Source organism: Streptomyces sp. AM8-1-1 (assembly GCF_032229325.1).
Lineage (GTDB): Bacteria > Actinomycetota > Actinomycetes > Streptomycetales > Streptomycetaceae > Streptomyces > Streptomyces achmelvichensis.
Genome location: NZ_CP135086.1, coordinates 3,581,957 through 3,604,141, shown reverse-complemented (window position 1 = coordinate 3,604,141; position 22,185 = coordinate 3,581,957). Strand labels below are relative to the sequence as shown.

Below are 22,185 nucleotides of genomic sequence, written 5' to 3'. Positions count from 1 at the left end.
GTGAACCGCGTCTGAGCCGTGACTAAGCCCGCTCGGGTGTCCGCCATGCTGCGGTGGTTGCCCCCGTTGCGGGCTCGTAGCTGCGGCAGACTCTGTGGGGTAGTCGAATGCCATCCCTGCCCAGGATCACTTAGGCCCAGTAGTCCTCAAGCATCTCGGTTGGCCAGCTGGGTTGCCGGATTTCACCTCGCGGTCCCATTTCCTGGAAGTACGGGGCCAGGTCGTAGATCGGCGTCCCGTCGATCGCGTCGAGATTAGCCACATGCAGGTCGAGACCGTCAACATTGAGCAGCCGCGGGAACGACTGGGCGAGTTGGTTCGGCCGGCGGTGGTTGCGGTGGACGAAGGTGCCGGTGGCGGGCCACTGGGGGTTGTTCCTAGGGCTGCGGGCGTGCAGGGCGATGTCGTCGGGTGATGCTTTGTGGAAGTGCCAGACGACGAGGAGGTGTGAGAACTCCTCGAGGCCCTGAACCACTTCGACCGGGTACTCGGGGTTGAGACGGATGATCGCCGTCTCGCCCCAGTGGTCATCCGTTGGCTCGGTGCGCCCGCCCACCACGATGCCGATGGGCTTGATCTCCAGCGACTGAGTCATGAGCTTCCCCTCATCCGTGGCGTGACGCCGATCAATCTACTTGGATCAGGTAGGCCGTTGCCCGGGCGTCCAAAGCGGTGACGGCGGGGATGCCGCGACGTCGGTAGGGGGACAGAAGGTGGCGCATGTCGACGACTGCCTGGCGGGCGCGTCCGGAGTAGATGCCGTCCTCCATCGCGTCCAGAACGCTGCCCCAGGTCGCACAGGCTTCCTCGACACTCCCGCCGGCGATCTGCGTCGCGCCTAGGTACCCGAGCGTGACGGCGTGCGTTCGGCGGAAGGCGGTGCCTCGGGTGCGGACCGAGTGGCGGAACTCGCGGATGGCTCGCGGTCGGTCGCCGAGGTCCCGGAGCGTGCAGGCTGTCTCGTGGGCCAGTGATGCCTCTCCGAAGAAGAAGGTCCGGTGCGGTTCCTGTATCCCGTCGCTCGCCGCTGCCAAGTCGTCCTCGGCGCGCAGGAGGGCCTTGGCAGCTGCCTGCTTCTTCCCGTTCGCGGCCAGACCGCGGGCATGGATGACACCGAGCAGCGCCCGCTCTCGGGGTGTGGCGGCCGCATACCTCTCGCCGTGCACGGATGCCTCAGCGAGGTGGAGACCTTCGCGGGCGTAGCCGAGATCGATGGCCTGATGCGCCATGGCGCGCAGGATGTGTCCGGATAGGGGAGCGTCGTCAGCACGTGCGGCTAGCTTCACGGCCAGGACGAAGTACTTCTGAGCCACGGCGTGTTCGCCGTTGTCGAATGCCATCCACCCGGACAGGTAGGACAACTCGGCTGCCGCGGAGAACATGTCGCGCCTGATCTGCTCGTCCGCGAAGCGGCCGTGCAGGAAGTCCCGGACGTCGGCGTGCAGGTACTGCACGAGGGCCTTGCGTCCGTGGCCGCCACCGCGGCTTTGGTCCATGCGGGAGAACGCCACCGTGAGTTCCTGGACAGTGGCGACGTCGCCCCGGCCGACACGCTGCTTGCCCATGGCCGGCTCGGTGGGCGGGTGGGCCATCGTCGTCCACCAGGCGTGATTGGGGAGTGCCAGGGCGGCGGTCGAGTACACCGCAGTGGTGAGCAGCTTTCTGCGGTCCGCGTCCAAGTCGGTTCTCCCCAAGTCGGTCAGCGCGGTCAGAGGATCAACGCGCCACTCCGGCGCCCCCTGCGCCAGCGAGGTGGGAACTGGGAACCCGATCTCTTGCGGTGTCACGATTCGCATAAGACGACGGGACAGTGCCTGGCTCAAGATTAGGGGCGAGGGCCCCGAGGGCTGGGTGCCGCCTACCCACATGCTGATGTGGGAGCGGCCGATTGTCGCGTGGTTGCGGAGGTTGTTCTCGGTCGCTACGCGGTTGTACGCGCTCGCGGCTTGGGCCCGCGACCAGCCTGCTTCCCCTAACAGGGCAGCGAGACGTTCGTTGCGTTCGCGCGCAGCCATGATGCGCCCCCGGTGGTTGAACGATCTTTGATCACTTTGACCCTACCCACGGCGGCGCTGCTCCTCGCTCTGGCCGCCCGGTCCACGCTACGAGCAAACGGCCTACGTCACAGTGCATTTGAGGCGGCGTCACTCGTCAGTAATGCGTAGATGATCTTTGACCACCTTGACCACCCCCGGCACCCCAACCCCATACCCAGCCGCGGTTCGGCGCGGTTTCCTCGGTGTGTCCGCAAGCACTCACGTCGAGGGGAATCAAAGATGACCATCGGTGGCACCGCCGGCAGTGAGCAGCGCTCACTGATGACGCTCCGGGTCTCTCGTGATTCCGGCGAGACATGGGAGCAGTCCTCCATCGTGCGCGAGGGCGATCCTGTCGTTCTCATCAATGAACCCATGCGCTATCCACCCTGTGAGTGCCGGCGATGCACGGGCCGCAACACTGTGCGCGCACGGTCGATGCAGCCCGCGTCTTCTGAGCGGCGGCCCTTATGAGGGCCGCGGCGAGTGCCCCCGCGCCACTCCCCTGCGCAATGCGTCGCAGGAGCGCCCGATGAGCAGCTTAGGACGCTGCATCTGTAAGTTCGCCGGCCCTCTCTACGTCCTGATGATCGTCGGCAGCGTGGGCCTGGTGCTCACCCTGGCGCTCATCCAATAGGCCCCCGCTCTGGTCACGGAGCCCGGCGGAGGGCTCGGCGGTTCCCCCGGACCGTGTGATCAGGGCGGGCCCAGCCCCGCTCCGGCCGCCGTGCCGACCCCGTGAAGAAGGACAGGTCGACGGCCGGAGCGGGTCCACGGCACCACCCTCAACCCGGAAGGTGAACATGACTGCGACCACGCAACGACTGCACGGCAAGACGCTCGTCACCGACGAGGAGTTCAAGCGGTTCACGCTTTTCCTCGTCCGTGACATGCAGGAACCGGAGGAGCACGCGGCCGGCATCGTGGACCAGGCGCTGGCCTACTACGGCGCCGTGGCCACACGCGCTGGTAAGCCGCTCATGCCGTCCGAGGCCGTGGACCGTGGTGTCCACGCGATCCTTCTCCACACCAGGGAGGCTGAAGGGCTCTTCACGCGCATCGCCGGGCGCTTCTTGCACCACAGTCCGCACCCGGAGCGCGGCGGACGGCCCGCTGCGTCCATCGCCGACACGATGGCCGCGATCGAGGCGGCCGGCTACGTCGTGGACGAGAAGTACTGGGCCCACGTCGAAGGCGGCGTCTCCCAGTGCGACTCGGACGACGGGCGGCCGTACGGCACCGTCTAGGAGCACGCTTCCGGGACCGGTCCTCATCATGGGGGCCGGTCCCTTCAACGACTGCGAGGGTCAGATGACTTCCATTGCAAGCGATCTTCCTCCCGAACTCCGTGCGGTCGTCGAGCCGGCAGTTATGAGGCTCGTGCTCGATCGGCGGGGCTCGACCGTGTGGGAGGTGCAGACGAACAAGGGGCGCTTTGCGGTGAAGCTCGGCTACCCGGCCGGTCCTCAGCACGGCTACACCGCCCTTGCCCCCGCACGGGAGGCGACCGTCCTGCACGGTCTCGGCCGTACGGACGTCTCCTACGGGACATGGGACCGGGGAACGTGGAACGTCCAGCCCTGGTGGGACGGCGATGACCTCTGGAGGCTGTGGGAATCCTTCCGCGCCGCGGAAACGGCGGCGGGGGCACCGGACTACTGCACCGCGGCATCATGCGCCCGCGCGCTCGATGATCTGCATGCCGATGGATGGGTCCACGGCGACGTTCAGCCCGCGCATTTCGTGATCGGCGCGCAGACGCGCCTCATCGATCTGGCGCTGGCCCGCGGCGGGGATGTGCCGGCGCTCTACGACTTCCCGTTCCCGGGTTGCCTGGTGCACTACGAAGCACCGGAGATCGCCCGCAGTGTGCTGGCGACCGGAACCGCGACTCCCACCCCGGCTTCCGACGTGTACGCACTGGGGGCGTCGCTGCTGATCTCTGCTACGGGCAAGCGAGTGGTCCCGTATGCCGACGACGCGGAACGCGAGGTCCAGCGTCGGGCCATCGTGGACGGTGAGCGGCGGGACTTCGCACTGCCGGGCGTGTTCGGCGAGACCGTCATCGCCATGCTCAGCTACGACCCGGCACAGCGGCCGACTGCCGCGGAGGTGTGTGAGCTGCTGGAAGCCACCTCGGCTTAAGGCTTTCGGGCCCGTACGAAAGAACCGGACCACCCCAGAGCCTGGACAGCAACGGGGGTGGTCCGGTCGGAGAGTCCTTGATCAGGACCCCGGTGCCGATGGTACCGGGGCTGTCGCCATGCCCGTTTATGGGCAGGCCTCAACCTTCTTATTCACGAGTTGAGTTGAGGAGAGTGGTCACGTGCGTGGACTGGTCGAAGGGACAACGCCCGAGCGCGGCGCGGTCGGCAACAAGTCCGGCTGGAGCGGCTTTGGCCGGTGCCCTGCGTGGCTGGGGGTCGAGCACGGTCAGGGGGCCGTACGCTGTCCGGCTACTCGGGCAGGCTTGTCCCCTGCCCGCAATGTGTCCGAGTGGCCCCCTGGCCTTGCTCGATGCGGGGCCCCGGCCACGGAGGTGGGTAAAGCCGCGGAAGCCGGTCTCCCAGCCAGCGCCCTGGGGCGTCGCTTCGTCGGTCTGCCGCCGCCCGAGGACGGATCACGTTGCAGGCTTCAAGTCGGTCGACTCGGGCATGCCCGAGGGCTGCGGGGCTGCCTCCGAACTCACGGCCTGGCGGGTCCCGATTGCCTGCTGATCGGCAGCTCGCTTGCGTGGCCCTGCGCGCCGAGCGGGTGGGCCGCCGTGAGCGGTGGCGGAGACAAGGAGCGGCGGCGGCCCATGCCGCCGGCGCGCGGCCCGCGTGAGCGGGCCGCCTTGATCCAGTAAAGAAACTCTGAACAGCTCTGCTGCGGCGTCTCGTTGGACGACTTGGGCGGGGAGTTGAGGCATGGGCGCCTTGCAGCTGCCGCAGTCGCCTAGTCACCGACTGATTCACACCTTCTATGGCGGTTCGTCTCGGCGACGCGCGGAAGTTGTCCACAGGGTGCGCGTGCGGCGGTGAGTTATCGACTGCATCGGTGAGTTCGTTGTGACCAGGTCGTTATTTTCGGACCCCCTTTTCGGGGAGGTTTTCGGGGAGGTTCGTTTGCTTTCGTGGTTCAGGTCAGGCGTGGGCGATCCGGCGACAGGGTGTCCGCCCTGCCGAAATGGAGGGCCGTTCGTGGGGAAGGGCCCATGACGTTGCGACTCGTTGGCAGTCCGTCGAGCGGGCCGTGAGGGGAGGTCGTTTCCCGTTGCGAGGGACACCTGTGCGCAAGGAGGGTGGCGCCGCTGGGGTGTGCAGTACCTGTACCGCTTAGGGAGCTGCGGTATCTCAAGGCAATTCGACATCGAACGAGGAGATATGACGGAGCGCGAGGTGGGTCGCCCGAAAGGGGAGCCGATAGCCGTTCACGGTGTGGATGAGGCCGAAGTACGCGCCTTGGTCCTGGAGATGTCGGCCATGGTTGAGCGGCTGAGTCGTGAAGCGCAGGAGTTGCGGGCGGAGTTGGCGCGGATCAGGACTGCGGATTCTGTCGCTGGGCTTTCAGGGCCTCGACCTCGCGGCGCAAGTCCTGATGATCGGCGCTGAGGGCGCGGATTTCATCACGGAGTGCTGTGAGCAGTTCGGTGACGGAGGTCGCCGTGCCTTCCTCGGGTTCCTCATTGCGCGCAGCCTTGGGGTCCTTCGCGAGGTACCAGGCGGGCGGGGTGTAGCCGGGAGTGGACTCGCCAGTGCGGTCGGTGCTGTCCGCGACGAAGCTGCCCCGACCGTGAATGGTGTAGATCAGTCCTTCGTCCCGCAGTACGTTCAGCGCGCTTCTCGCAGTCATGTTGGCGACGCCGAAGCGATCTTGCAGTTCGCGAATTGACGGCATCTGCTCGCCCGGCTTGAGCTGCCCCTTGAGGATGTCGCCCCGAAGCTCGTCGGCGGCGTGCTGATACGGCGGCCGGCGGTCGTGCTTCTTCTCTGGCGCGGGGCTCATTGGCCCAGGGTAGCGATTCCTAGCACCCCTAGCACACCCCACTGACATAGCAGGGCTATGTGTGTTGATGCCTAGCTCAGTAATGTCACTTGACAGTGCTAGGTCAGCTATGTTCAATGGATGGCACGCCCTGCCACCCCGGCGGGCACGTCGAAAGGACGTAACACCCATGGCACGCATCCGTGTTGGCCTGCTCCCGTCCGCCTCGTTCATGGTCGGCACCCTGCCCGTACCGAAGTACGCGGACCAGGAGAAGACGCAGTTCGCCACCGACCGTGAGACCGGTGTGAAGCTCTACACGATCACGCTGTTCTTCATGGAGGACGACCGTGCGGAGGCTCTGAAGATCACCGTTCCGGAGACCGGTCTCCCTAACGGCCTCAAGCCCGGTGTCCCGGTCAGGCCGGTGGAACTGTTCGCGACTCCGTGGGCGCGGATCTTCAACGGTTCGCTCTCGGACGGTGTCGCCTACCGCGCGGCCTCGCTGGAGCTGGTCGCTCCGGCCGCCACGACGGGGTCCGTGAAGACAGCCGCGTGAGCGAACTCGACTGCCGGTCCGGCGTTGAGCGCATCCATTCCCGGTGCCTCACGCCGGGCCGGACCCGCGGGGCAGCAACTCGCTCACCCCCCGACTCCCCTTCTTCCACCGCCCGCGAGGGCTGGGCGGACCTCGACACGGCGCCCGCACATTGCCTCTATGAACCGAAGGAGCAGTAGATGTCTTTGCACGAGGTGTTCGGCCCCGCACCGGTCCTCGCGTTGCTCGGCCTCGCCCTGATGGCCGCTTGGGCGGTGTGGTGGATAGTCCGCTATGCCCTGGCCGACACGATGACGAGGGCCAGCATTCGGCAAGCCGTACGTGTGCGCCGAACCTGGAAGCGGTTCGCACCGATGGCCGGGCTGTCAGTCACCGACAAGACGCCCACCATGTTGGCGTCGTGGTCGAACACGGACGGCAAGCCGATCAAGCCGCGGATCATCGCCCCGACCCTGAAAGTGAAGCCTGACCGATTCGGCATCGTGGCCAGGGCGAACTGCCTGCCGAAGGTGAGCCTGGAAGAGTTCCAGAAGGCCGCGCCGTATCTGGCTGACGCCTGGCGATGCACGCGTGTCTCGGTCCAGCCCGACGGCCCCGGCCAGGTCGTCATCCGTGGTGTGCGACTCGACCCACTCCTCACCCCGACCGCGCGGATACCGACGGGTCAGATGCCGGAGCAGTTGGCTACCTGGGACCTGGGTGTCGACGAGTATGGACAGCCCGTGTCGGTGAAGCTGTCGCAGGTACCCGGCGTGACCGTGGCCGGCCTTCCCGGCTTCGGCAAGACCTGCCTGATCAATGGGTTGGTCTGCGACTGGGCACCCTCACCCGCCATCCAGTTCGTCGGCTTCGACGGCAAAGTGTCAGCTGCGCATGAGGGCGACTACGCGGACCTGGTGAAGCGCATGTTCGCCTTCGTCGGCGACGACATGGACGAGGCCAATGGGCTCTTCAACCGGCTCGTCGACCTCCGGCGAGCACGGTCCTCCGCAATCCGTGCCGTGTTGGGCGTGAAGAGCATGTGGGACGTCGGCCCGTCTGAAGGCTGGCCCTTCGTCGTCGTGATCATCGACGAGGCCCACACGTACTTCCGCGACTACAAGGGCAACGATCCGGAGTCCAAGAAGCTCGCCCGCCTGGCGGCCGAGAACGCGCGGCTCGTGGAAGACCTGGTCAAGAAGGGGCGCTCAGTAGGCCTGCTCACCATCCTGGCCACACAGAAGTCGACCGGTGACGCCATCCCGACCTTCATCCGAGATGTCTGCCCGGTCGGCCTCTCTTTCGCGCAGAAGACGGCCGAGGCTGCGGTCGCAGCGCTGGGGGAGGACATCCGTAACTGGGACGACGCCAACCCGATCAATCTTCAGGACCCCGCCTACGTCGGCGTCGCCTCCATGAGTCACCAGTCGCGCCCCGGCTTCGCCCGTATTCGCACCCCGTACGTGTCGGACATGGACGCGGCCCGCATCGCGGACGACACCACGTCGCTCACCCGCGACCCGGCCGAATTGCTCGAACGCATGCTGCCCTCTGGTGCTGTACCGCTCACCAAGAAGGAGGGCGCGACACCGGCGCTCTGACCTCATGCCCCCACTAGGAGACCGGCTTGAAGGAGGTAGGACCCCGTGAGCGAAGACAGAATCACTCAACGCACCGTGACCGTCGTCATGGTCGTCATCGCCGCCCTGGCGTTCGTTTTCTCCTTCGGCAACGTCTGGTCGCTGGCCCTGCGCCTCGGCGTCCCTGCCCCCATCGCACCGTTGATCGCGCCCATGGTCGACCTCTCCGTGGTCGGGCTCCTCGTGGCCCTGCGCTACCTCTCACTGCGAGGCGTCCCCGCCGAACAGATGTGCTCGCCAACACGCCTGATGCACATCTCCGGACTGCTGACCCTGTCCCTCAACATCGCCGAACCCATCGCCGCCGGCCACTACGGCCGCGCCGCCGTGGACGCGGTCGCCCCTCTGCTCCTCCTCGGCTGGGGCACGGTCGGCCCGCAACTCCTGCGGCACTTCCACACCGTGACGCAGAACGCCGAACCAACTGTCGCGAAAGCGGCTACGCCCTCACCCGAATCCACTCCCAGTGAGGCCAGCAGCTCGACCGAGAACAGCACGCCCACCCCGGTGCCGTTCCCTCCCGCACCCGTCGCCGTACCTGTGACGAAGGTGCCTCAGCCGCTCCTGTCGGAAGCCCGCGCCATCGCTGCATCCCACCGAACCGAGCACGGTGCCCCCATCACCCCGGCCCAGCTGAAGATGCGGCTCGGTATCGGCCTCCCCATGGCCACCGCACTTCACGCGGCCCTGTAGCCCACTTCAGCCGCTGGGCCCCCCGCGGATACGTCTCCTCGGCCTGGCGCCCTGGCGCTATCCGGCCTGCTCGATTCCTCCAGCCCCCCGCTGGGGCGGCAACAGCACGCGCCGTCGTCCGCCGCCGCATTCGCCCACCCACGTGCCGGAAAGGACATCCCGCATCCATGAGTCGCCCTCTGGACCTACGCCACATCATCAGCCCCGGCCTGCGGGACCTGCTCGAACTGGCCAACGTCGACGACTTCGACCGCGTCAACGATCAAGTCCGCAACCTGCGAGGCTGCACCCGCCCGGTCAACCTCGTGGGCTGGACCACCACCACCGACGCCGCGACACAGACGGTTCTCCGCTCCTACTCCACCACCGACGAACCCACGGGACGGCTCCTCACCGCCTGCGGCAACCGCCGATCGTCACGCTGCCAAGCCTGCTCCCGCATCTACGCGGCCGACACCTACCACTTGATCAAGGCCGGACTGTCCGGCGGCAAGAACGTCGCCGACTCCGTCCGCACCCACCCCCGCGTCTTCGTCACCCTCACCGCCCCCTCCTTCGGACCGGTCCACAACCGTCCCACCGACAGCGGCAAGGCCCGCCCGTGCCGCTGCGGCAGCCACCACCCCGAAGACGCCGCCGAACTGGGCACACCTCTGGACCCCGCCACCTACGACTACACCGGCGCAGTGCTGTGGAACGCACACGCCGGAGCCTTATGGGCACGCTTCACGACCTACCTCCGCCGCGAACTCGCCGCCCACCTCGGCATGACGCAGAAGGCACTCAACGCGGCACTGCGCGTCTCCTTCGCCAAAGTCGCCGAATACCAGCGCCGCGGCCTGGTCCACTTCCACGCCGTCATCCGGTTCGACGGCCCGGAAGGCCACACCTCCGCTCCGCCGGCCTTGGCTACCGCCGACGTCCTTGACCACGCCGTACGCACTGCCGCCCGCCGCTCGGTCCTCACCGTCGAATCCGACTCCATCGGAGAGCGGGAGATCGTCTGGGGAGAGCGCATCGACGTACAGGAAATCGCAGCCCTCGGGGAGGGAGAACTCACCGACCACAAGGTCGCGGCCTACGTGGCCAAGTACGCCACCAAGAGCGCCGAAGACTCCGGCACCGTCGATCACTCCCTGATCTGCCACCCGTGCCAGGGACGCGGCTACACCCGCGGCCCCGACAATTACCGCGACCTCTGCAACGACTGCGAAGGCACCGGACAAGCCGAGCCGCTCACACGCCTCCGCGTCCAGCAGCACGTACGCCAGATGATCCGCACCGCCTGGGCCCTCGGCCATCTACCGGAATTCGCCGACCTCAAGCTCTGGAAGTGGGCCCACATGCTCGGCTTCCGCGGCCACTTCTCCACCAAATCCCGCCGCTACTCCACCACCCTCGGAGCCCTCCGCGACGTACGCCGCAACTGGCGCCTCGAACGAGCCCAGGCACGCGCCGGCCTCGACATAAACGAGCAATCCACCCTCGTCACCGAGTCGTCCTGGGCCTACCTCGCCTCCGGATACCGACCGGGCGAGGAGTACCTCGCCGCCCAAACCCGCCACGACCTCGCTCACACACGGCAACAAGCAGCGTGCGCCAAGACAGAAGGGGAGATCTGGCAATGACGACCGTCGCAGAATGCCCCTCAATACCGGCCGAGGGAACCGGCGGTGCACTGCCTGAGGCCTCGGTCGAAAGCGAGGCCTCTGGGCCGACTATGAGTGATGCGGAACGTGCCTGGATTGCCAAGTGGGTGGCCAGATCGCCAGAGTGGAGTACTAGCAAGTGGGACAGGATGGGCCACCTCCTCGGTGTCCAGTTCAGCTACTAGTAGCAGAACGGTCAGCAGAGGCCATACCAGCGGCTCTAAAGCCCCAAAGAGACGTTTACGGGCGGACGCTTGCTGTGACTGCGATATGGCCCTGATGTTCGGCAACCTCTGAGCAACTTTTTAGTTGATGAGTACGCGATGGCCGATGATGGCTGCGGCCATGGAGCCGAAGGGCGCGACCAAGATGACGGAGGTAGTCTCAAAGGAAGCTGGCAGTACGGGGAGATGGTGACCATGAGGCTGCGGTCGCGCTACGGGCTGGTCGGCGTGTTGGCAATCATTATGCTCGCACCATGGGCTCCGAACTCGTCGGCGGCGCCTGATGCCTTTCCCGGCACGAACGGAAAGATCGTCTTCGTAAGCAACCGTGACGGCAACGACGAGATCTACACCATGAATGCCGGGGCCACGCCCGAGGATCGCGCATCGCTGAAGAGAATCACCAATAACTCGGTACCCGACCGAGATCCCGTCTTCTCGTCCGACGGGAGTAAGATCGCTTTTGCTAGCCTCCGCGACGATAACTGGGACATCTTCACCATGAATGCCGACGGCACGGGTGAGGCGAGGATCACCGAAGAGGCATCAGGTGAGTTTCAGCCCTCCTTCGCCCCCGGCTTTTCCCGACCGCGGCAGACCATCGCCTTCACGAGCACCCGCGACGTGTCCGCCGCACAGCGGTTCAATCACGAGGTCTATCGGCTCGATCCCGAGAGCGCACGGCTTGCCATGCAGCTCACCTTCGATCCGGAACTGGACACGGAGCCCGCTTGGTCTCCGACTGACTGCAAGATTGCCTTCTCAAGCAAACGTGCCGGTGGCAACCGTGATGTATTCATCATGGGGTGTAGCGGCCTGGAGCCGCGACGGCTCACAACGAACCCGGCGAGCGACTCCTGGCCCGCTTTTTCTCCCGACGGGAAGAAAATTGTCTTCCAGAGCAACCGGGGCGGCAATGCAGACATTTACGTGATGAACACTGACGGCACCGGGCAGAAACAAGTCACCAACGATGCGTCGGAGGAGTGGCAGCCAGCCTTCTCACCGGACGGTGCCTGGATCGTTTACTCCGCATGGAACAGCCTCGGCAACGCCGACATCTACACAACCAAGTTGGATGGAACAGGAGAGCAGAGGCTCACCAGCGGGCCAACGCAAGGCGTGCAAAACACACAGCCCGACTGGCAGCGGGCCCCCTAAGAGGAGCTAAAGTGCCTCCTCTTCCTTCCATACCGGGATGATGGTGTTCGGGTCGAACTTGTGTGAGCCTTTCACGCCTGGCAAAACGATCACAGCCTCAAGCGCGTCGAAGATGACCGCACGCTTCTGCTGCAAGTCCATCTCGCCGTTCTCCCACTGAGCGCGCACGTCCTTGATCCCGTGCCTGCGCGTCTCCTGCCTCGCGTCCCACGCTTTTCGCTCGATCGAAAGACGTTTGATCTCCGCCTCCTCCTTCTTCAGCAGAGAGAAGAACGACGAGTCACTGATCTCCTCCGCATGCCACCGATCCTCCAGCGCTGACTTACGACGCTGCGCGGCCTCCAAAGTCGGCTCACCGTCCCAGGAGTCCTCGACCGGCTTCCGCTCTGCATTACGCATCTCCAACTTGGCGAGAACGAGTTGCGTGATCAGCTTGTCGATCGCGGGGCCCTGGCGACTCAGCTTGTCGCAGCCTCCATCCAGCACCGAGCGACAGCGGTACTTGTGCGTCTCGCGGGCCGGCGCGCCGTGCATTTTGGTGTTGCAGGTGCGGCCGTCCTCCAACTTCTTGCCGCACCGCAGTAGCCCTGTGAGCAGGTACTTGCGCGGAGTACGCGGACTGTCACCCGAGCCGTTCCATCCGGCGGCACTGCGCTGTTTCTCCAGCAGTGCCGTGACGGCGTACCACTCCTTGGGAGTGACGATGGCCTCCCACTTGCCGACCACGGGCTGGCCCTGGGCGTCGCTCACCAACTCGCCCTTGAGCTTCCGATAGCCGCAGATCCGGGGATTGCGCAGAATCTGCTTCACCGTCTGGAGCTGCCAACTGTTGCCCAGGGTGGTCGAGAAGCCGGACTCGATGAAGTTCCACGTCACCGTCGTGATGCTCTTGCCGGCGAGCAAGTCCAGGACACCTTGGCGAACCACCGCAGACTCGCCCGGATGCAGCGTCAGCTTGTCCTCGTTCCAGCCGAAGGGACGACGTCCGGAGACCGGCTCTCCCCGCTCCGCGCGAGCAAGATGGTTCAGCCGCGCGCGACGCTTCTTCTTCTTCGTCTCCGAACGGGATGCCGCGACGCCGAGCAACCCGCGATACTCCGCACCGTCGCCGTACAGATCATGGCGGCCGGTCTCGTCGGCATAGACCCGGTCGGGACGCCCGGTGAATGAGTCGACGAAGCGTTCATAGGCGTGCGCACCCCTGTAGAGCCGGTCGTCGGCAACGCAGACCACTCCATCCACCGGATAGCCGTGGTCGGTGCTGCCTCGCTCAAGTGCGGAGATCATGTTGTCGAAGTCGGCACGGACAACGTCCGCCTTCGAGGCCGACTTGTCGTTGTCGATGTAGTGGTGAACGACGACCATGCGGCCTCGCTCCGCGATGCGTCCGCAGTGTCGCGTCTGGTCTTCGACCCCATGGCCGTCACGCTTGTGCGCATCGTCGGAGATCCGGCAGTAGGCCACTACGAGCGCCCAGCCGGCGGCCTGCAGGGCCTTCGCCTCTTCGAGGCTGGGAGCACCCGCGGGTACCCCGCGCAGGCGGTCCACCATGCGCTCCACCTCGGCGGCGGTCAGCTTCTTCTTCGGTTCCTCTGCCAACGTCAAGGGCTGTTCCCCTCCCGGCCCGCGGCCTCAACTGCGGGCATCTCATATGAAGTTAGCAGCTTTCCTGACACCACAACTACGTGGCGGAGGAGCGGTACGAGGGCATGGACCTGCTGGTGACCCGTAAGGGAGCGATCCGGGCGGGCAGCGGGGACTTCGGCATCATCCCGGGTTCGATGGGCACGGGCTCGTACATCGTGAAGGGTCTGGGCAACGAGAAGTCGTTCAACTCGGCGTCGCACGGGGCGGGTCGGCGGATGAGCCGGAACGCGGCGAAGAAGCGCTTCTCGACGAAGGACCTGGAGGAGCAGACGCGGGGTGTGGAGTGCCGTAAGGACTCGGGTGTGGTGGACGAGATCCCGGGGGCGTACAAGCCGATCGAGAAGGTGATCGACCAGCAGAGGGATCTGGTGGAGGTCGTGGCGAAGCTGAAGCAGGTCATCTGTGTGAAGGGCTGAACCTCGGCATTCCAGGGGAACGACAGAGCCCCGGACTGATTGCGGTCCGGGGCTCTGCGACGACAGCCCAGCAACGCGCCGGGTGAGTCCGACCGGGCAGAGGTCTTCACGTGCTCCGGACGACGCCGCGGCGAGCGGCGGGCAGCGCGCCTGGCGGGGAGTGGGCGCGACACCGGCCGCGGCCGGTCGGTGTGACCAGGCGTGTCGCCTGCGGAGGCCTGGGTCACAGGTTGTGTACTGACGGTCATGACAGATCGCATCTCCCAGGTTCTTGTTCTCGGGGGCACTGGTAAGACGGGTAGACGTGTAGCCGACGCGCTCCGCCGGGGTGGTCTGGCTCCGGTGGTGGCTTCGCGTCGGGGTCCGGTCCGGTTCGATTGGGCTGATCGTCAGACGTGGGAGCCTGCGGTTTCCGGGATCGAGGCGGTGTACGTCGTCGACTCGTCGGGCCCGGAAGCGTCCGCCGAAGTCGAAGCTTTCGCCGCGGTCGCCGCAGGCGCCGGGGTGCGCCGACTCGTCCTGCTGTCGGCCCGAGTGTTCGGTGAGATGGCCGGTGAAGGGCTGCTTGGCACGGAGGACGCTGTGAAAGCGTCAGGTCTCGAGTGGACGATCCTGCGTCCGACGTGGTTCGCGCAGAACTTCACCGAGGAGCGCACATACTTTGGAACCCTCTGGGACGGCTCCGGCGAGCTGCGGCTGCCCACGGGTGGAGGCCGGGAGGCTTTCGTCGATCTGGAGGATCTAGCGGATGTGGCCGCGGCAGCGTTGACGCAGGACGGCCATGCGGGCCGCACGTACGTACTATCGGGGCCGCGTTCCTTGACCTTTGGCGAGGCAGTCGGGCAGATCGCCGAAGCGTCGGGCCGGCCGTTGCACTACATCCCCGTCACCGAGGATGAATTTCGTGCCGAACTTGCCGCCGCCGGGAGGGCGGACGATGGCATCCTCGCGTTGTGTCGGCACATCTGCGAAGGAACCGGTGCCGAGCCTGTTGACGGGGTCCGTGAGGCCTTGGGCCGGGCACCCCGAGACTTTTCCGATTACGTCAACCGAACCGACTTCAGCTCCCTGTAGGCGAGTTCTGCGCCCCTGATGCCACGCCCCGAGGGAGTCCGGCAATCCGTCGCGGTGCGTTGGCGGCGTGCCCGCTTGGGGTACCGACCCTGCCGGCGCCCCCGGTCTGCTCCCCGCGGCCCTGGTCACTGGTCGGCCAGGATCGCGGCACGCCCGTCGCCCAGCGGGAGAGCCGGTCTCGGGCCGCCGTCCTCGAACGCGCCTTGGGGTATCGGAGTCAGCCCCCCCATACAGTCGTGAGATTGCAGAACTCGCGGATGCCGTGGGCAGACAGTTACCGGCCGTAGCCAGACCGCTTGGTGCCTCCGAATGGGAGTTCCGGCAGGGAGACGGTCATGCCGTTGATGAAGACTTGACCGGCCTCCAAGTCCGTTGCGAACCGGTCCTGTTCGGCCCTGTCGTTGGTTCACGCGCTGGAACCGAGCCCGAAGGGGGTTGCGTTGGCGATACCCAGCGCGTCTCTGCTCCGAAGCGAGAGGGCCGACATCGGTCTCGGCGTCGGAGGGTCTCCGACCGCGAGGGATCCCATCCTGTTGACGCATTGCGCCGTGAACGTGTCGTAGACGTCTGCGTGAACGATGAATCGCTTGGCGGCGATGCAGGACTGCCCGTCGTTCTGTGTGCGAGCCGTCACGGCAGTCGCCACAGCACTGTTCAGGTCCGCAGAAGGCATGACCTGGCCGACGTCGAGATCCCGAACCGGAGAGGCAGCTGCCGGACCGTCACGCTCGTTCGCCAGTGAGCGACGACCCGCGGTACGTCGGTCTTTCGGTGTCAGATTCCACGGCCGACACTCGGCTGCCTGGCAGCGAGCACTGAATGAATTTGCGAGACCACTATGGAGCCGGAGCCAACGGCGGAAGCGACACGTTTGACCGACCCCGATCGAACATCACCGACCGCAAATATTCCGGGGATGCTCGATTCCATTCCTGCCGGCCGGCGGCCATCTGAAAATGCCGAGACGTTACTGACGTCGTTGCCCACCAGCACAAACCCGTTCGAGTCTGTCTCGAGGCACCCTCCAAGCCATGCAGTGTTGGGCACAGCGCCGAGCATCAGGAACACATTGGATGTGGGATGTAGATGCGAATCGCCTGTCTCGGTGTTCAGCCACCCCACGGCCTCGAGGTGGCTCTTCCCCCGCAGCTCGTGTATCTCGGTTCGCGGGTGGACGGTGATTCCAGATGACGCTTCGATGCGTGTGAGAAGATACTGCGACATGGAGCCGGAAAGGCTGTCGGCCCGAACCAGCATGTGAACGTGATCCGCGAATTGTGAGAGGAACACGGCGGCTTGGCCCGCAGAGTTGGCACCACCTACAACGCAGATTTCATCGTTTCCGCACAGGGATCCTTCTAGGGCAGTGGCGGCATAGTGGATGCCATTCCCTTCGTACCGAGCCAGCTCCGGCAGATCCAGCCGACGGTAGTGGGCACCCGTGGCAACGACCACTGAACGGGCCCTGAGCTTCTCGCCATCGTGGAGCTGGAGCGTGAAGGGGATCCGACGGCAATCCACGCTGTCCACGACCCGAGGCAGCACCATTCGGGCTCCGAACTTCCTCGCCTGGGCTTGGGCGCGTGAAGCCAGGTCATGCCCACTGATCCCCAAAGGGAATCCCAGGTAGTTTTCGATCATGGACGACGTCCCCGCCTGTCCGCCGGGAGCCAAAGCTTCTACTACGACGGTGGCCAGCCCCTCCGACGCTGCGTACACGGCCGCAGCAAGACCTGCCGGGCCGGCACCAATCACCGCGACGTCAAAAACTTCATCATGGTCGATCGTCTCTATGAGTCCGAGACAGCCGGCCACCTCTTCAAGGGTTGGGTTTTCCATATAATGGCCGGGTCGGCAAACAACGACCGGCCAGCGAACGGACGGTCCAACAGTGTAGCTACTCAGAGTGCCGAGGTCGCCCTTTTTGTTCGTATCAAGGTAACGAACTGGGTAGTCATTTCGCTCCAAGAAGCTGAGCATTCGTACGACATCGCTGCCGGTCGAGGGGCCGGCGATGAGCACAGTCCCGAGCCCCAGCCGAATATATCGCAAGCGGCGCAGAATGAATGCTTTGAGTATGATGCGCGCCACATTCGGTTCGTTGGCTATCATCCTCCGGAGCTGCGGCTGGGTAAGCCTGATAACCGAGCATGAAGTCTGAGCAACGGCTTCCACCAAGGATTTCTGACGGTTCAGAAGCGAAAGCTCTCCAGTGAACTGGCCGCGACCATAGGCTGTGACGATGCGTTCCTCGTCCGAATCGCCAGGGTTGCCTTGATGGTAGACGTTCACAACTCCATCTCGAATGAAATAGAAATCGAAGTCGTCGCATCCGCGTGAATACAGAACCTGTCCCATGGTCAGGTGGTCCTGCCTGCCGTACCGCTGCAAGCACTTCACGTGTTCGTCCGACAGTTCGGGAAAGATGTCTCTCGTGTCGGCGTGTGCAAATCCGTCGTCATCAACCGCATACGTCATGGTCGCCCCTTGCAATCGCTCCTGTTCAGGCAAGTCGGCCTGAAGGGCCTCCAATTGTCGCGAGGCGCGCGACCAATAGCATGATCTTGCCCGCTCCGGAAGAGCACGTTCGTCGATCCACAGGTTCAGTTGCGGCCATGCCGTCGATCCAGCAGCGCTGACCGCATCCAGCCCCGGGCATCGCCCATTTCTGCTTTCCGGCTACATCTATTTTCCCGTGCCTCCCCCCGGTGCGCATCCTCAGCGTCAGGAGGCTCCACCAACATGAGCTTTTCGATACAGGCCGGCACGCGCACTCTCCGACATACTGCGGCGTGGAGGCGGCTACGGCCGACAGGGCAGCCGCCACGACACCTCGCCGCATTTCGGCCGCGTCATCCTGGAGCTCCTCATGTCCGACAATGCCCCCGAGCCCCGCCCCGGAGCAGAGGCGCTCTCCCTCCGAACCGGTGCTCGTCTATGGCTCTTTCTCCCCCCGCGACGCCACGGGGACGTCAGGCCCGATCGCAGCGTCAGCTTCCTCGAGCTCTTCTATGACCTCGTGTACGTCGTCCTGGTCGGCCAGGCGGCGCACACCCTCGCAGAGGACTTCTCCTGGCGGGGAACGGCGACATTCGCAGTGGTTTTCGGATTGATCTGGATCGCCTGGCTGAACGGCACACTCTTCTACGAGTTGCACGGCCGCGAAGACGGTCACACCCGGATGCTGATCTTCGTGCAGATGCTGCTGCTGGTTCTCATGGCGGTATACGTCGGCCATGCCGACAGCAGCGACGGCCGCACCCTGGCGGCGCTCTACGCACTGCTGTTGGCCCTGCTGAGCTACCAGTGGTTCTCCGTGTACCGGCGGGACCTGCCGGAGCTGCGCAGAACACCTCGGCGGTATCTGATCGTCATGGTTGCGGGCACCATCCTGATGGCGGCCTCGGTGCCTCTGTCGACCGACGTTCGGCTAGTGGTCTGGGCGGTGTTCGTCGCCGCGTGGTGCAGCGCGGAGTGCGTCATTCTCATCGCCTGGCGCAGAGAGCCGAGTTACACGTCGTGAGCGACTCCATGGTCGAGCGTTTCGGATTGTTCATCATCATCGTCCTCGGCGAAGTCGTCTTCGGTGTGGTGAACGGGCTGACGGAGACCGAACGCAGCACACTTGTCACGACTACAGGACTGCTCGGGCTCGCCATCGGATTCGGCTTCTGGTGGAACTACGCCGATTTGGTGTCCCGCCGGCTGCCACGAGAGAGAGGGCACTCCCTGGCGACCTGGATCTTCATTCACCTGCCCATGGCCATGGCTGTGGCCTCAGCAGGTGCGGGAATGGTCGGACTCGTCGAGCATGCCACCGATCACCGCACACCGGTCGCCGTGAGCTGGCTGATGGGCGGGTCCGTAGCCATGATGCTGATCACGACCGTGGTGCTGCTCCCCGCCCTGGCGGACTACGACCGTTACCCCGCTGCGTACAAGTCGGTGCAGGTCGCGCTCGTCACGGCAGCTGTCGTCGCACTGCTCGTCGGCTGGTCCCGCCCCGCACCATGGCTCTTGGCCCTCATCCTGCTCCTCCTTCTCCTCGCGACCTGGGTTTTCGCATTCGCCCGATGGCTGAGCCAAGGCTCCCTGATCAACGAACGATCAGCCGCCTGAAACCGAGGGCCCCGGCCCGTTACTGCCGTGATCACTCCGCGCGGTGCATCTGTAGGCTGCGGCCAGCCGGAGGAGGGCCTGGGAGGGCGGCCGGCTCATCCGGCGTGGTGGGCTTGCTGCGGGTTCTTGCTCCGGATCTTGCATTCTGGGGAGGACTGACATGAGAGCAAAGACGGCCGTGACGGTGGGTGCTGCTGTCACCGTTGCCGTATCGCTGCTGGTGGGGCCGGCGGCAGCGGCACCGTCTCCGGGCTGGCGAGACTTCTCCGGGCCGTCGGACGGTTACGGTGACCTTGTCGTCATCAACCCCGACAGCAGCGCTTCCTTCTTCTGGGGATCGGGCACCGGGAGTCTGCGTACTCATCCCGTCTTCTGGGGCGGCGAAGGAACCGGATTCAATCACTTCGTTCCCTTCAGCGACCTCACCGGGGACGGCTGCAACGATCTCCTCAGCCGCCGGACGAACGGCGAGCTGTATCGGGAGGAGATTCACTGCGATCCCGGCAGGGGCGGCCAGTTCGATGTGAGCCGACGCCTGGGTACCGGCTGGAACCAGTTCAACGTCCTGATCTCACCTGGGGATCTGACGGGTGACGGCCGCGCCGATCTGGTCACCCGCCAGGCCACCACCGGTGACATGTACCTGTATGCCAACGACGGCGTGGGTGGGCTCGCGGCGAAGGGCCGCATCGGCACCAACTGGAAGATCTACCGGGCCGTTCTGGGCGCCGGTGACATCAACGGGGACGGCATCGGTGATGTCCTCGCGGTCGACCGGGACAACTCACTGTGGCGCTACGACGGAACAGCCGCCGGAACACTCAAGCCTCGCGCGCTGGTGTTCGGCGGCAAATGGGCCACCGGCCGGAACGCGTTCGTGGGCGTTGGTGACATCAGTGGTGACGGGCACGCTGATCTGATTTCCCGAAACGCGCAGGGGCAGTTGCTGCGCAACAACGGCACCGGCACCGGTACGTTCCGCTCCACCGCGAAGATCGCCACCGCGGGCTGGGGCCGCTTCAAGGGACTCTTCTGACAAAGGCTGAACTGCGGGGCGAACGCTGCCCCGCAGTTCAGTTGCAGCCGGTAGGAGGATGCCGAAGGTCGGATGAGGGCTCGAGTACCGCCCCCGGGTGATCACCGCCACCACGACCCTGCCGGCGCAAAGCCGTACGGCGGGATGGATCGGCCGGCTACTCGTTCCCCTTCCCCGCCGGTACGACTTGCTGCTTCTGGCTGGGCACACCGGGCCTGCCTTGCGAAGGCACGGTTCCCGATCCACCCGGTCGTCCAGGTGCCGGCCGCCACAGGCCTGTCCGCTGTGCGGCGCGTCGGCAGAGGCGAGGCAGGGCGGTGTAGAAGCGGTCGGGGAGAAACGCGGCGTCCGCGATGATCATCGCGCCGGAGAAGAGCGGCAGTCCCATGAGCACGCCGATACCGATGTGCATCCCCAGCAGCATGGCCAGAACGGGGTACTTGAGTCTGCCGAAGAGCACGAACGGAAAGGCGACCTGCAAGAGCACCGTCATGTAGCCGACGATCGCAATGAGGACCGTGTACTCGTCCGCGATGCGGGACAGCTCCGGCCAGGGCCTGAAGAGTTCGAGGTTCAGTACGAAGTGGAGAGCGGTGCCACCGCCCCAGGTGCCGCCCTGGACCTTGTACAGGCCGGCCGATCCGTACAGGAAGCAGACCTGCGCCCCGATGACGAAGAGGCCGCAGTTGTGCACCACCGTGGTCAACGTGGTGCGGGCGTCGCGCAGTTCCTGTGCGAAGGGGCTCCTCGCCGGTGTCGGAGCGCCACTCGTACGAGCCGCCCTGAGGCGGTCTCTGCGTGCGTCCAGGGACCAGCGCCGACCGCATGCGGTGAGGACGAGGTAGATGGCCATCAGCAGGATCAGGTTGTCGCCCCCGTCCGTCATGAAGATCGACCGGGCGTGGAACGACGTCACCACGATGGCGAAGAGGACGGACATGAATCGGGTCCGCCAGCCCAGCATGAACAGGGCCGACACGACGAGGGCAGCCCCGTAGCAGAGCTCGAAGTAGACACGGCTGTCGGACAGGGTCAGGACACTGTTCCAGCCTGTCTGGTCGAAGAGCTGCTGCGTCAGCGCGGGCGTCCACGGCGAGCCGGGGCCCCAGATCTCGTCGCGGTGCGGGAACTCACGCAGCAGAAAGCCCAGATAGAGCAGTCCGTACCCGATGCGCAGCACCGCCACGGCGTACAGGGACACCGGCCGCTCGGTCAGGAGCCCCCACAGCGCACCCATCCGGCCGGCGAACCACGCGAGCACGCCGAGGCTCTCCGTCCCGCGGTCCGTCGGCCGACCGGGCGCCGGGGCCGTGGAAGAGGTTTCAGGCATCTGTTCATTTCCCATGGACGGGCACCTTCCACCACGGCAGAAGCCGGTTCTCGACGGGCGCCGGCGGGCGTTGGCCGGCTGCGGTGCCGGGCGCGGCGACGGGCAGGGTGACGACGCGGAGCTGGATGAAATCGAAGGTGCCGTCGGTGCGGGCGGCGACGCGGTCGGCGGCGATATTGCTCAGGTACTTCCGCATCATCACGGCGCGTTCCGTGCGCGACGCGTCGTCTCCCCCGTGCGAATCGGTGTAGGAGGTCCACGCGCGGCGCAGCAGGTTCTGGGACGTGTGGCTCGGGAAGGGGTTGTGCTCGACCGCTGCTGTGTCGGCGGCGGAGAGGTCGAACCATCCACTCACCCGGGTCGATCCGTCGGGGCGGGTATGGGCTGTTCTCGCCAGGACCTGACGGTTGACGGAGTCGGGGTCAGGGGCGAACAGACGCCAGTTCTGTTCGAAGAGGGGATACACCCAGGCATTGATCTGCTGGCTGTACCGCTTCGACACGGTATTGGGGGGCGCCACATGCAGGAACACCATGACGACGTGGACGAGAGTCGTTGCCAGACACAGGACGACAGCGGTGAACACCCCCGCCTCCAGAGCACGGGAACGTCTCGGTCGCTCGACCGGTGCGGCCTCGTCCTGGGGACATTCCTGC

The 22,185-nt window shown here is 65.5% G+C and carries 18 protein-coding genes and 2 pseudogenes; 12 read left to right on the top strand and 8 right to left on the bottom strand.

Features of this window, described 5'->3' with window-relative positions; genetic code table 11:
• Positions 1–130: 130 nt before the first annotated feature.
• A complete protein-coding gene (locus tag RPQ07_RS16220) occupies positions 131–595 on the bottom strand; it encodes an SAM-dependent methyltransferase (protein WP_313944856.1) in 465 nt (154 codons plus the stop codon).
• 31 nt (positions 596–626) lie between these two features.
• Positions 627–1,679 carry a Tat pathway signal protein gene (locus RPQ07_RS16215; protein ID WP_313944855.1) on the bottom strand — a complete coding sequence of 351 codons (1,053 nt, stop codon included), beginning with the start codon at positions 1,677–1,679 and terminating at the stop codon, positions 627–629.
• A 1,160-nt stretch (positions 1,680–2,839) separates the two neighbouring features.
• On the opposite strand from RPQ07_RS16215, the gene RPQ07_RS16210 reads away from it, so the two are divergent.
• Complete coding sequence (locus RPQ07_RS16210; protein WP_313944854.1) at positions 2,840–3,283, top strand: hypothetical protein; 444 nt, start codon at positions 2,840–2,842, stop codon at positions 3,281–3,283.
• A gap of 64 nt (positions 3,284–3,347) precedes the next feature.
• Complete coding sequence (locus tag RPQ07_RS16205; RefSeq protein ID WP_313944853.1) at positions 3,348–4,181, top strand: protein kinase domain-containing protein; 834 nt, start codon at positions 3,348–3,350, stop codon at positions 4,179–4,181.
• A 1,374-nt stretch (positions 4,182–5,555) separates the two neighbouring features.
• Here the strand turns inward: RPQ07_RS16205 and RPQ07_RS16200 are convergent.
• Positions 5,556–6,023, bottom strand: coding sequence for a GntR family transcriptional regulator (locus RPQ07_RS16200; protein WP_313944852.1), 468 nt, complete (start codon positions 6,021–6,023; stop codon positions 5,556–5,558).
• Positions 6,024–6,192: 169 nt separating this feature from the next.
• On the opposite strand from RPQ07_RS16200, the gene RPQ07_RS16195 reads away from it, so the two are divergent.
• The 5 genes from RPQ07_RS16195 (at position 6,193) to RPQ07_RS16175 (ending at position 11,907) form a co-directional block, all read left to right on the top strand.
• Positions 6,193–6,561, top strand: coding sequence for a hypothetical protein (locus RPQ07_RS16195; protein ID WP_313944851.1), 369 nt, complete (start codon positions 6,193–6,195; stop codon positions 6,559–6,561).
• Positions 6,562–6,740: 179 nt separating this feature from the next.
• Positions 6,741–8,141 (top strand): FtsK/SpoIIIE domain-containing protein, encoded by a 1,401-nt coding sequence (locus RPQ07_RS16190; protein WP_313944850.1) that lies wholly within the window; start codon positions 6,741–6,743, stop codon positions 8,139–8,141.
• A 45-nt stretch (positions 8,142–8,186) separates the two neighbouring features.
• Positions 8,187–8,873, top strand: a complete 687-nt coding sequence (locus RPQ07_RS16185; RefSeq protein WP_313944849.1) for a DUF2637 domain-containing protein — start codon at positions 8,187–8,189, stop codon at positions 8,871–8,873.
• Between the two features lie 167 nt (positions 8,874–9,040).
• On the top strand, positions 9,041–10,501 hold the full coding sequence (locus RPQ07_RS16180; RefSeq protein ID WP_313944848.1) for a replication initiator: 1,461 nt from the start codon (positions 9,041–9,043) through the stop codon (positions 10,499–10,501).
• A 344-nt stretch (positions 10,502–10,845) separates the two neighbouring features.
• Positions 10,846–11,907 (top strand): hypothetical protein, encoded by a 1,062-nt coding sequence (locus tag RPQ07_RS16175; RefSeq protein WP_313944847.1) that lies wholly within the window; start codon positions 10,846–10,848, stop codon positions 11,905–11,907.
• 6 nt (positions 11,908–11,913) lie between these two features.
• Here the strand turns inward: RPQ07_RS16175 and RPQ07_RS16170 are convergent, their stop codons facing one another.
• Complete coding sequence (locus RPQ07_RS16170; RefSeq protein ID WP_313944846.1) at positions 11,914–13,512, bottom strand: recombinase family protein; 1,599 nt, start codon at positions 13,510–13,512, stop codon at positions 11,914–11,916.
• Positions 13,513–13,580: 68 nt separating this feature from the next.
• Between RPQ07_RS16170 and RPQ07_RS16165 the strand changes: the two are divergent.
• Positions 13,581–13,970: pseudogene (locus RPQ07_RS16165) on the top strand (RtcB family protein); the annotation flags it as partial.
• Between the two features lie 246 nt (positions 13,971–14,216).
• On the top strand, positions 14,217–15,044 hold the full coding sequence (locus tag RPQ07_RS16160) for an NAD(P)H-binding protein (protein WP_313944845.1): 828 nt from the start codon (positions 14,217–14,219) through the stop codon (positions 15,042–15,044).
• Positions 15,045–15,318: 274 nt separating this feature from the next.
• On the opposite strand, the pseudogene RPQ07_RS16155 reads toward RPQ07_RS16160, so the two are convergent.
• Together RPQ07_RS16155 and RPQ07_RS16150 are read right to left on the bottom strand one after the other, a co-directional pair.
• Positions 15,319–15,813 (bottom strand): annotated as a pseudogene (locus RPQ07_RS16155) (aldehyde dehydrogenase family protein); the annotation flags it as partial.
• Between the two features lie 5 nt (positions 15,814–15,818).
• Positions 15,819–17,522: an FAD-dependent oxidoreductase gene (locus tag RPQ07_RS16150; protein ID WP_313944844.1), complete on the bottom strand. Its 1,704-nt coding sequence runs from the start codon at positions 17,520–17,522 to the stop codon at positions 15,819–15,821.
• 391 nt (positions 17,523–17,913) lie between these two features.
• Here RPQ07_RS16150 and RPQ07_RS16145 point away from each other — a divergent pair, with 391 nt between their 5' ends.
• The 3 genes from RPQ07_RS16145 (at position 17,914) to RPQ07_RS16135 (ending at position 20,199) form a co-directional block, all read left to right on the top strand.
• Positions 17,914–18,567: a low temperature requirement protein A gene (locus RPQ07_RS16145; RefSeq protein WP_313944843.1), complete on the top strand. Its 654-nt coding sequence runs from the start codon at positions 17,914–17,916 to the stop codon at positions 18,565–18,567.
• Positions 18,564–19,163, top strand: a complete 600-nt coding sequence (locus RPQ07_RS16140; RefSeq protein WP_313944842.1) for a low temperature requirement protein A — start codon at positions 18,564–18,566, stop codon at positions 19,161–19,163. The genes RPQ07_RS16145 and RPQ07_RS16140 overlap by 4 nt, the downstream gene beginning before the upstream one ends.
• Before the next feature lie 160 nt (positions 19,164–19,323).
• Positions 19,324–20,199: a VCBS repeat-containing protein gene (locus tag RPQ07_RS16135; protein WP_313944841.1), complete on the top strand. Its 876-nt coding sequence runs from the start codon at positions 19,324–19,326 to the stop codon at positions 20,197–20,199.
• Between the two features lie 157 nt (positions 20,200–20,356).
• On the opposite strand, the gene RPQ07_RS16130 is transcribed toward RPQ07_RS16135, so the two are convergent.
• Both RPQ07_RS16130 and RPQ07_RS16125 read right to left on the bottom strand, forming a co-directional pair.
• Positions 20,357–21,436 carry an HTTM domain-containing protein gene (locus RPQ07_RS16130; protein ID WP_313948915.1) on the bottom strand — a complete coding sequence of 360 codons (1,080 nt, stop codon included), beginning with the start codon at positions 21,434–21,436 and terminating at the stop codon, positions 20,357–20,359.
• A gap of 97 nt (positions 21,437–21,533) precedes the next feature.
• On the bottom strand, positions 21,534–22,115 hold the full coding sequence (locus tag RPQ07_RS16125; protein ID WP_313944840.1) for a DUF5819 family protein: 582 nt from the start codon (positions 22,113–22,115) through the stop codon (positions 21,534–21,536).
• Positions 22,116–22,185: the final 70 nt, after the last annotated feature.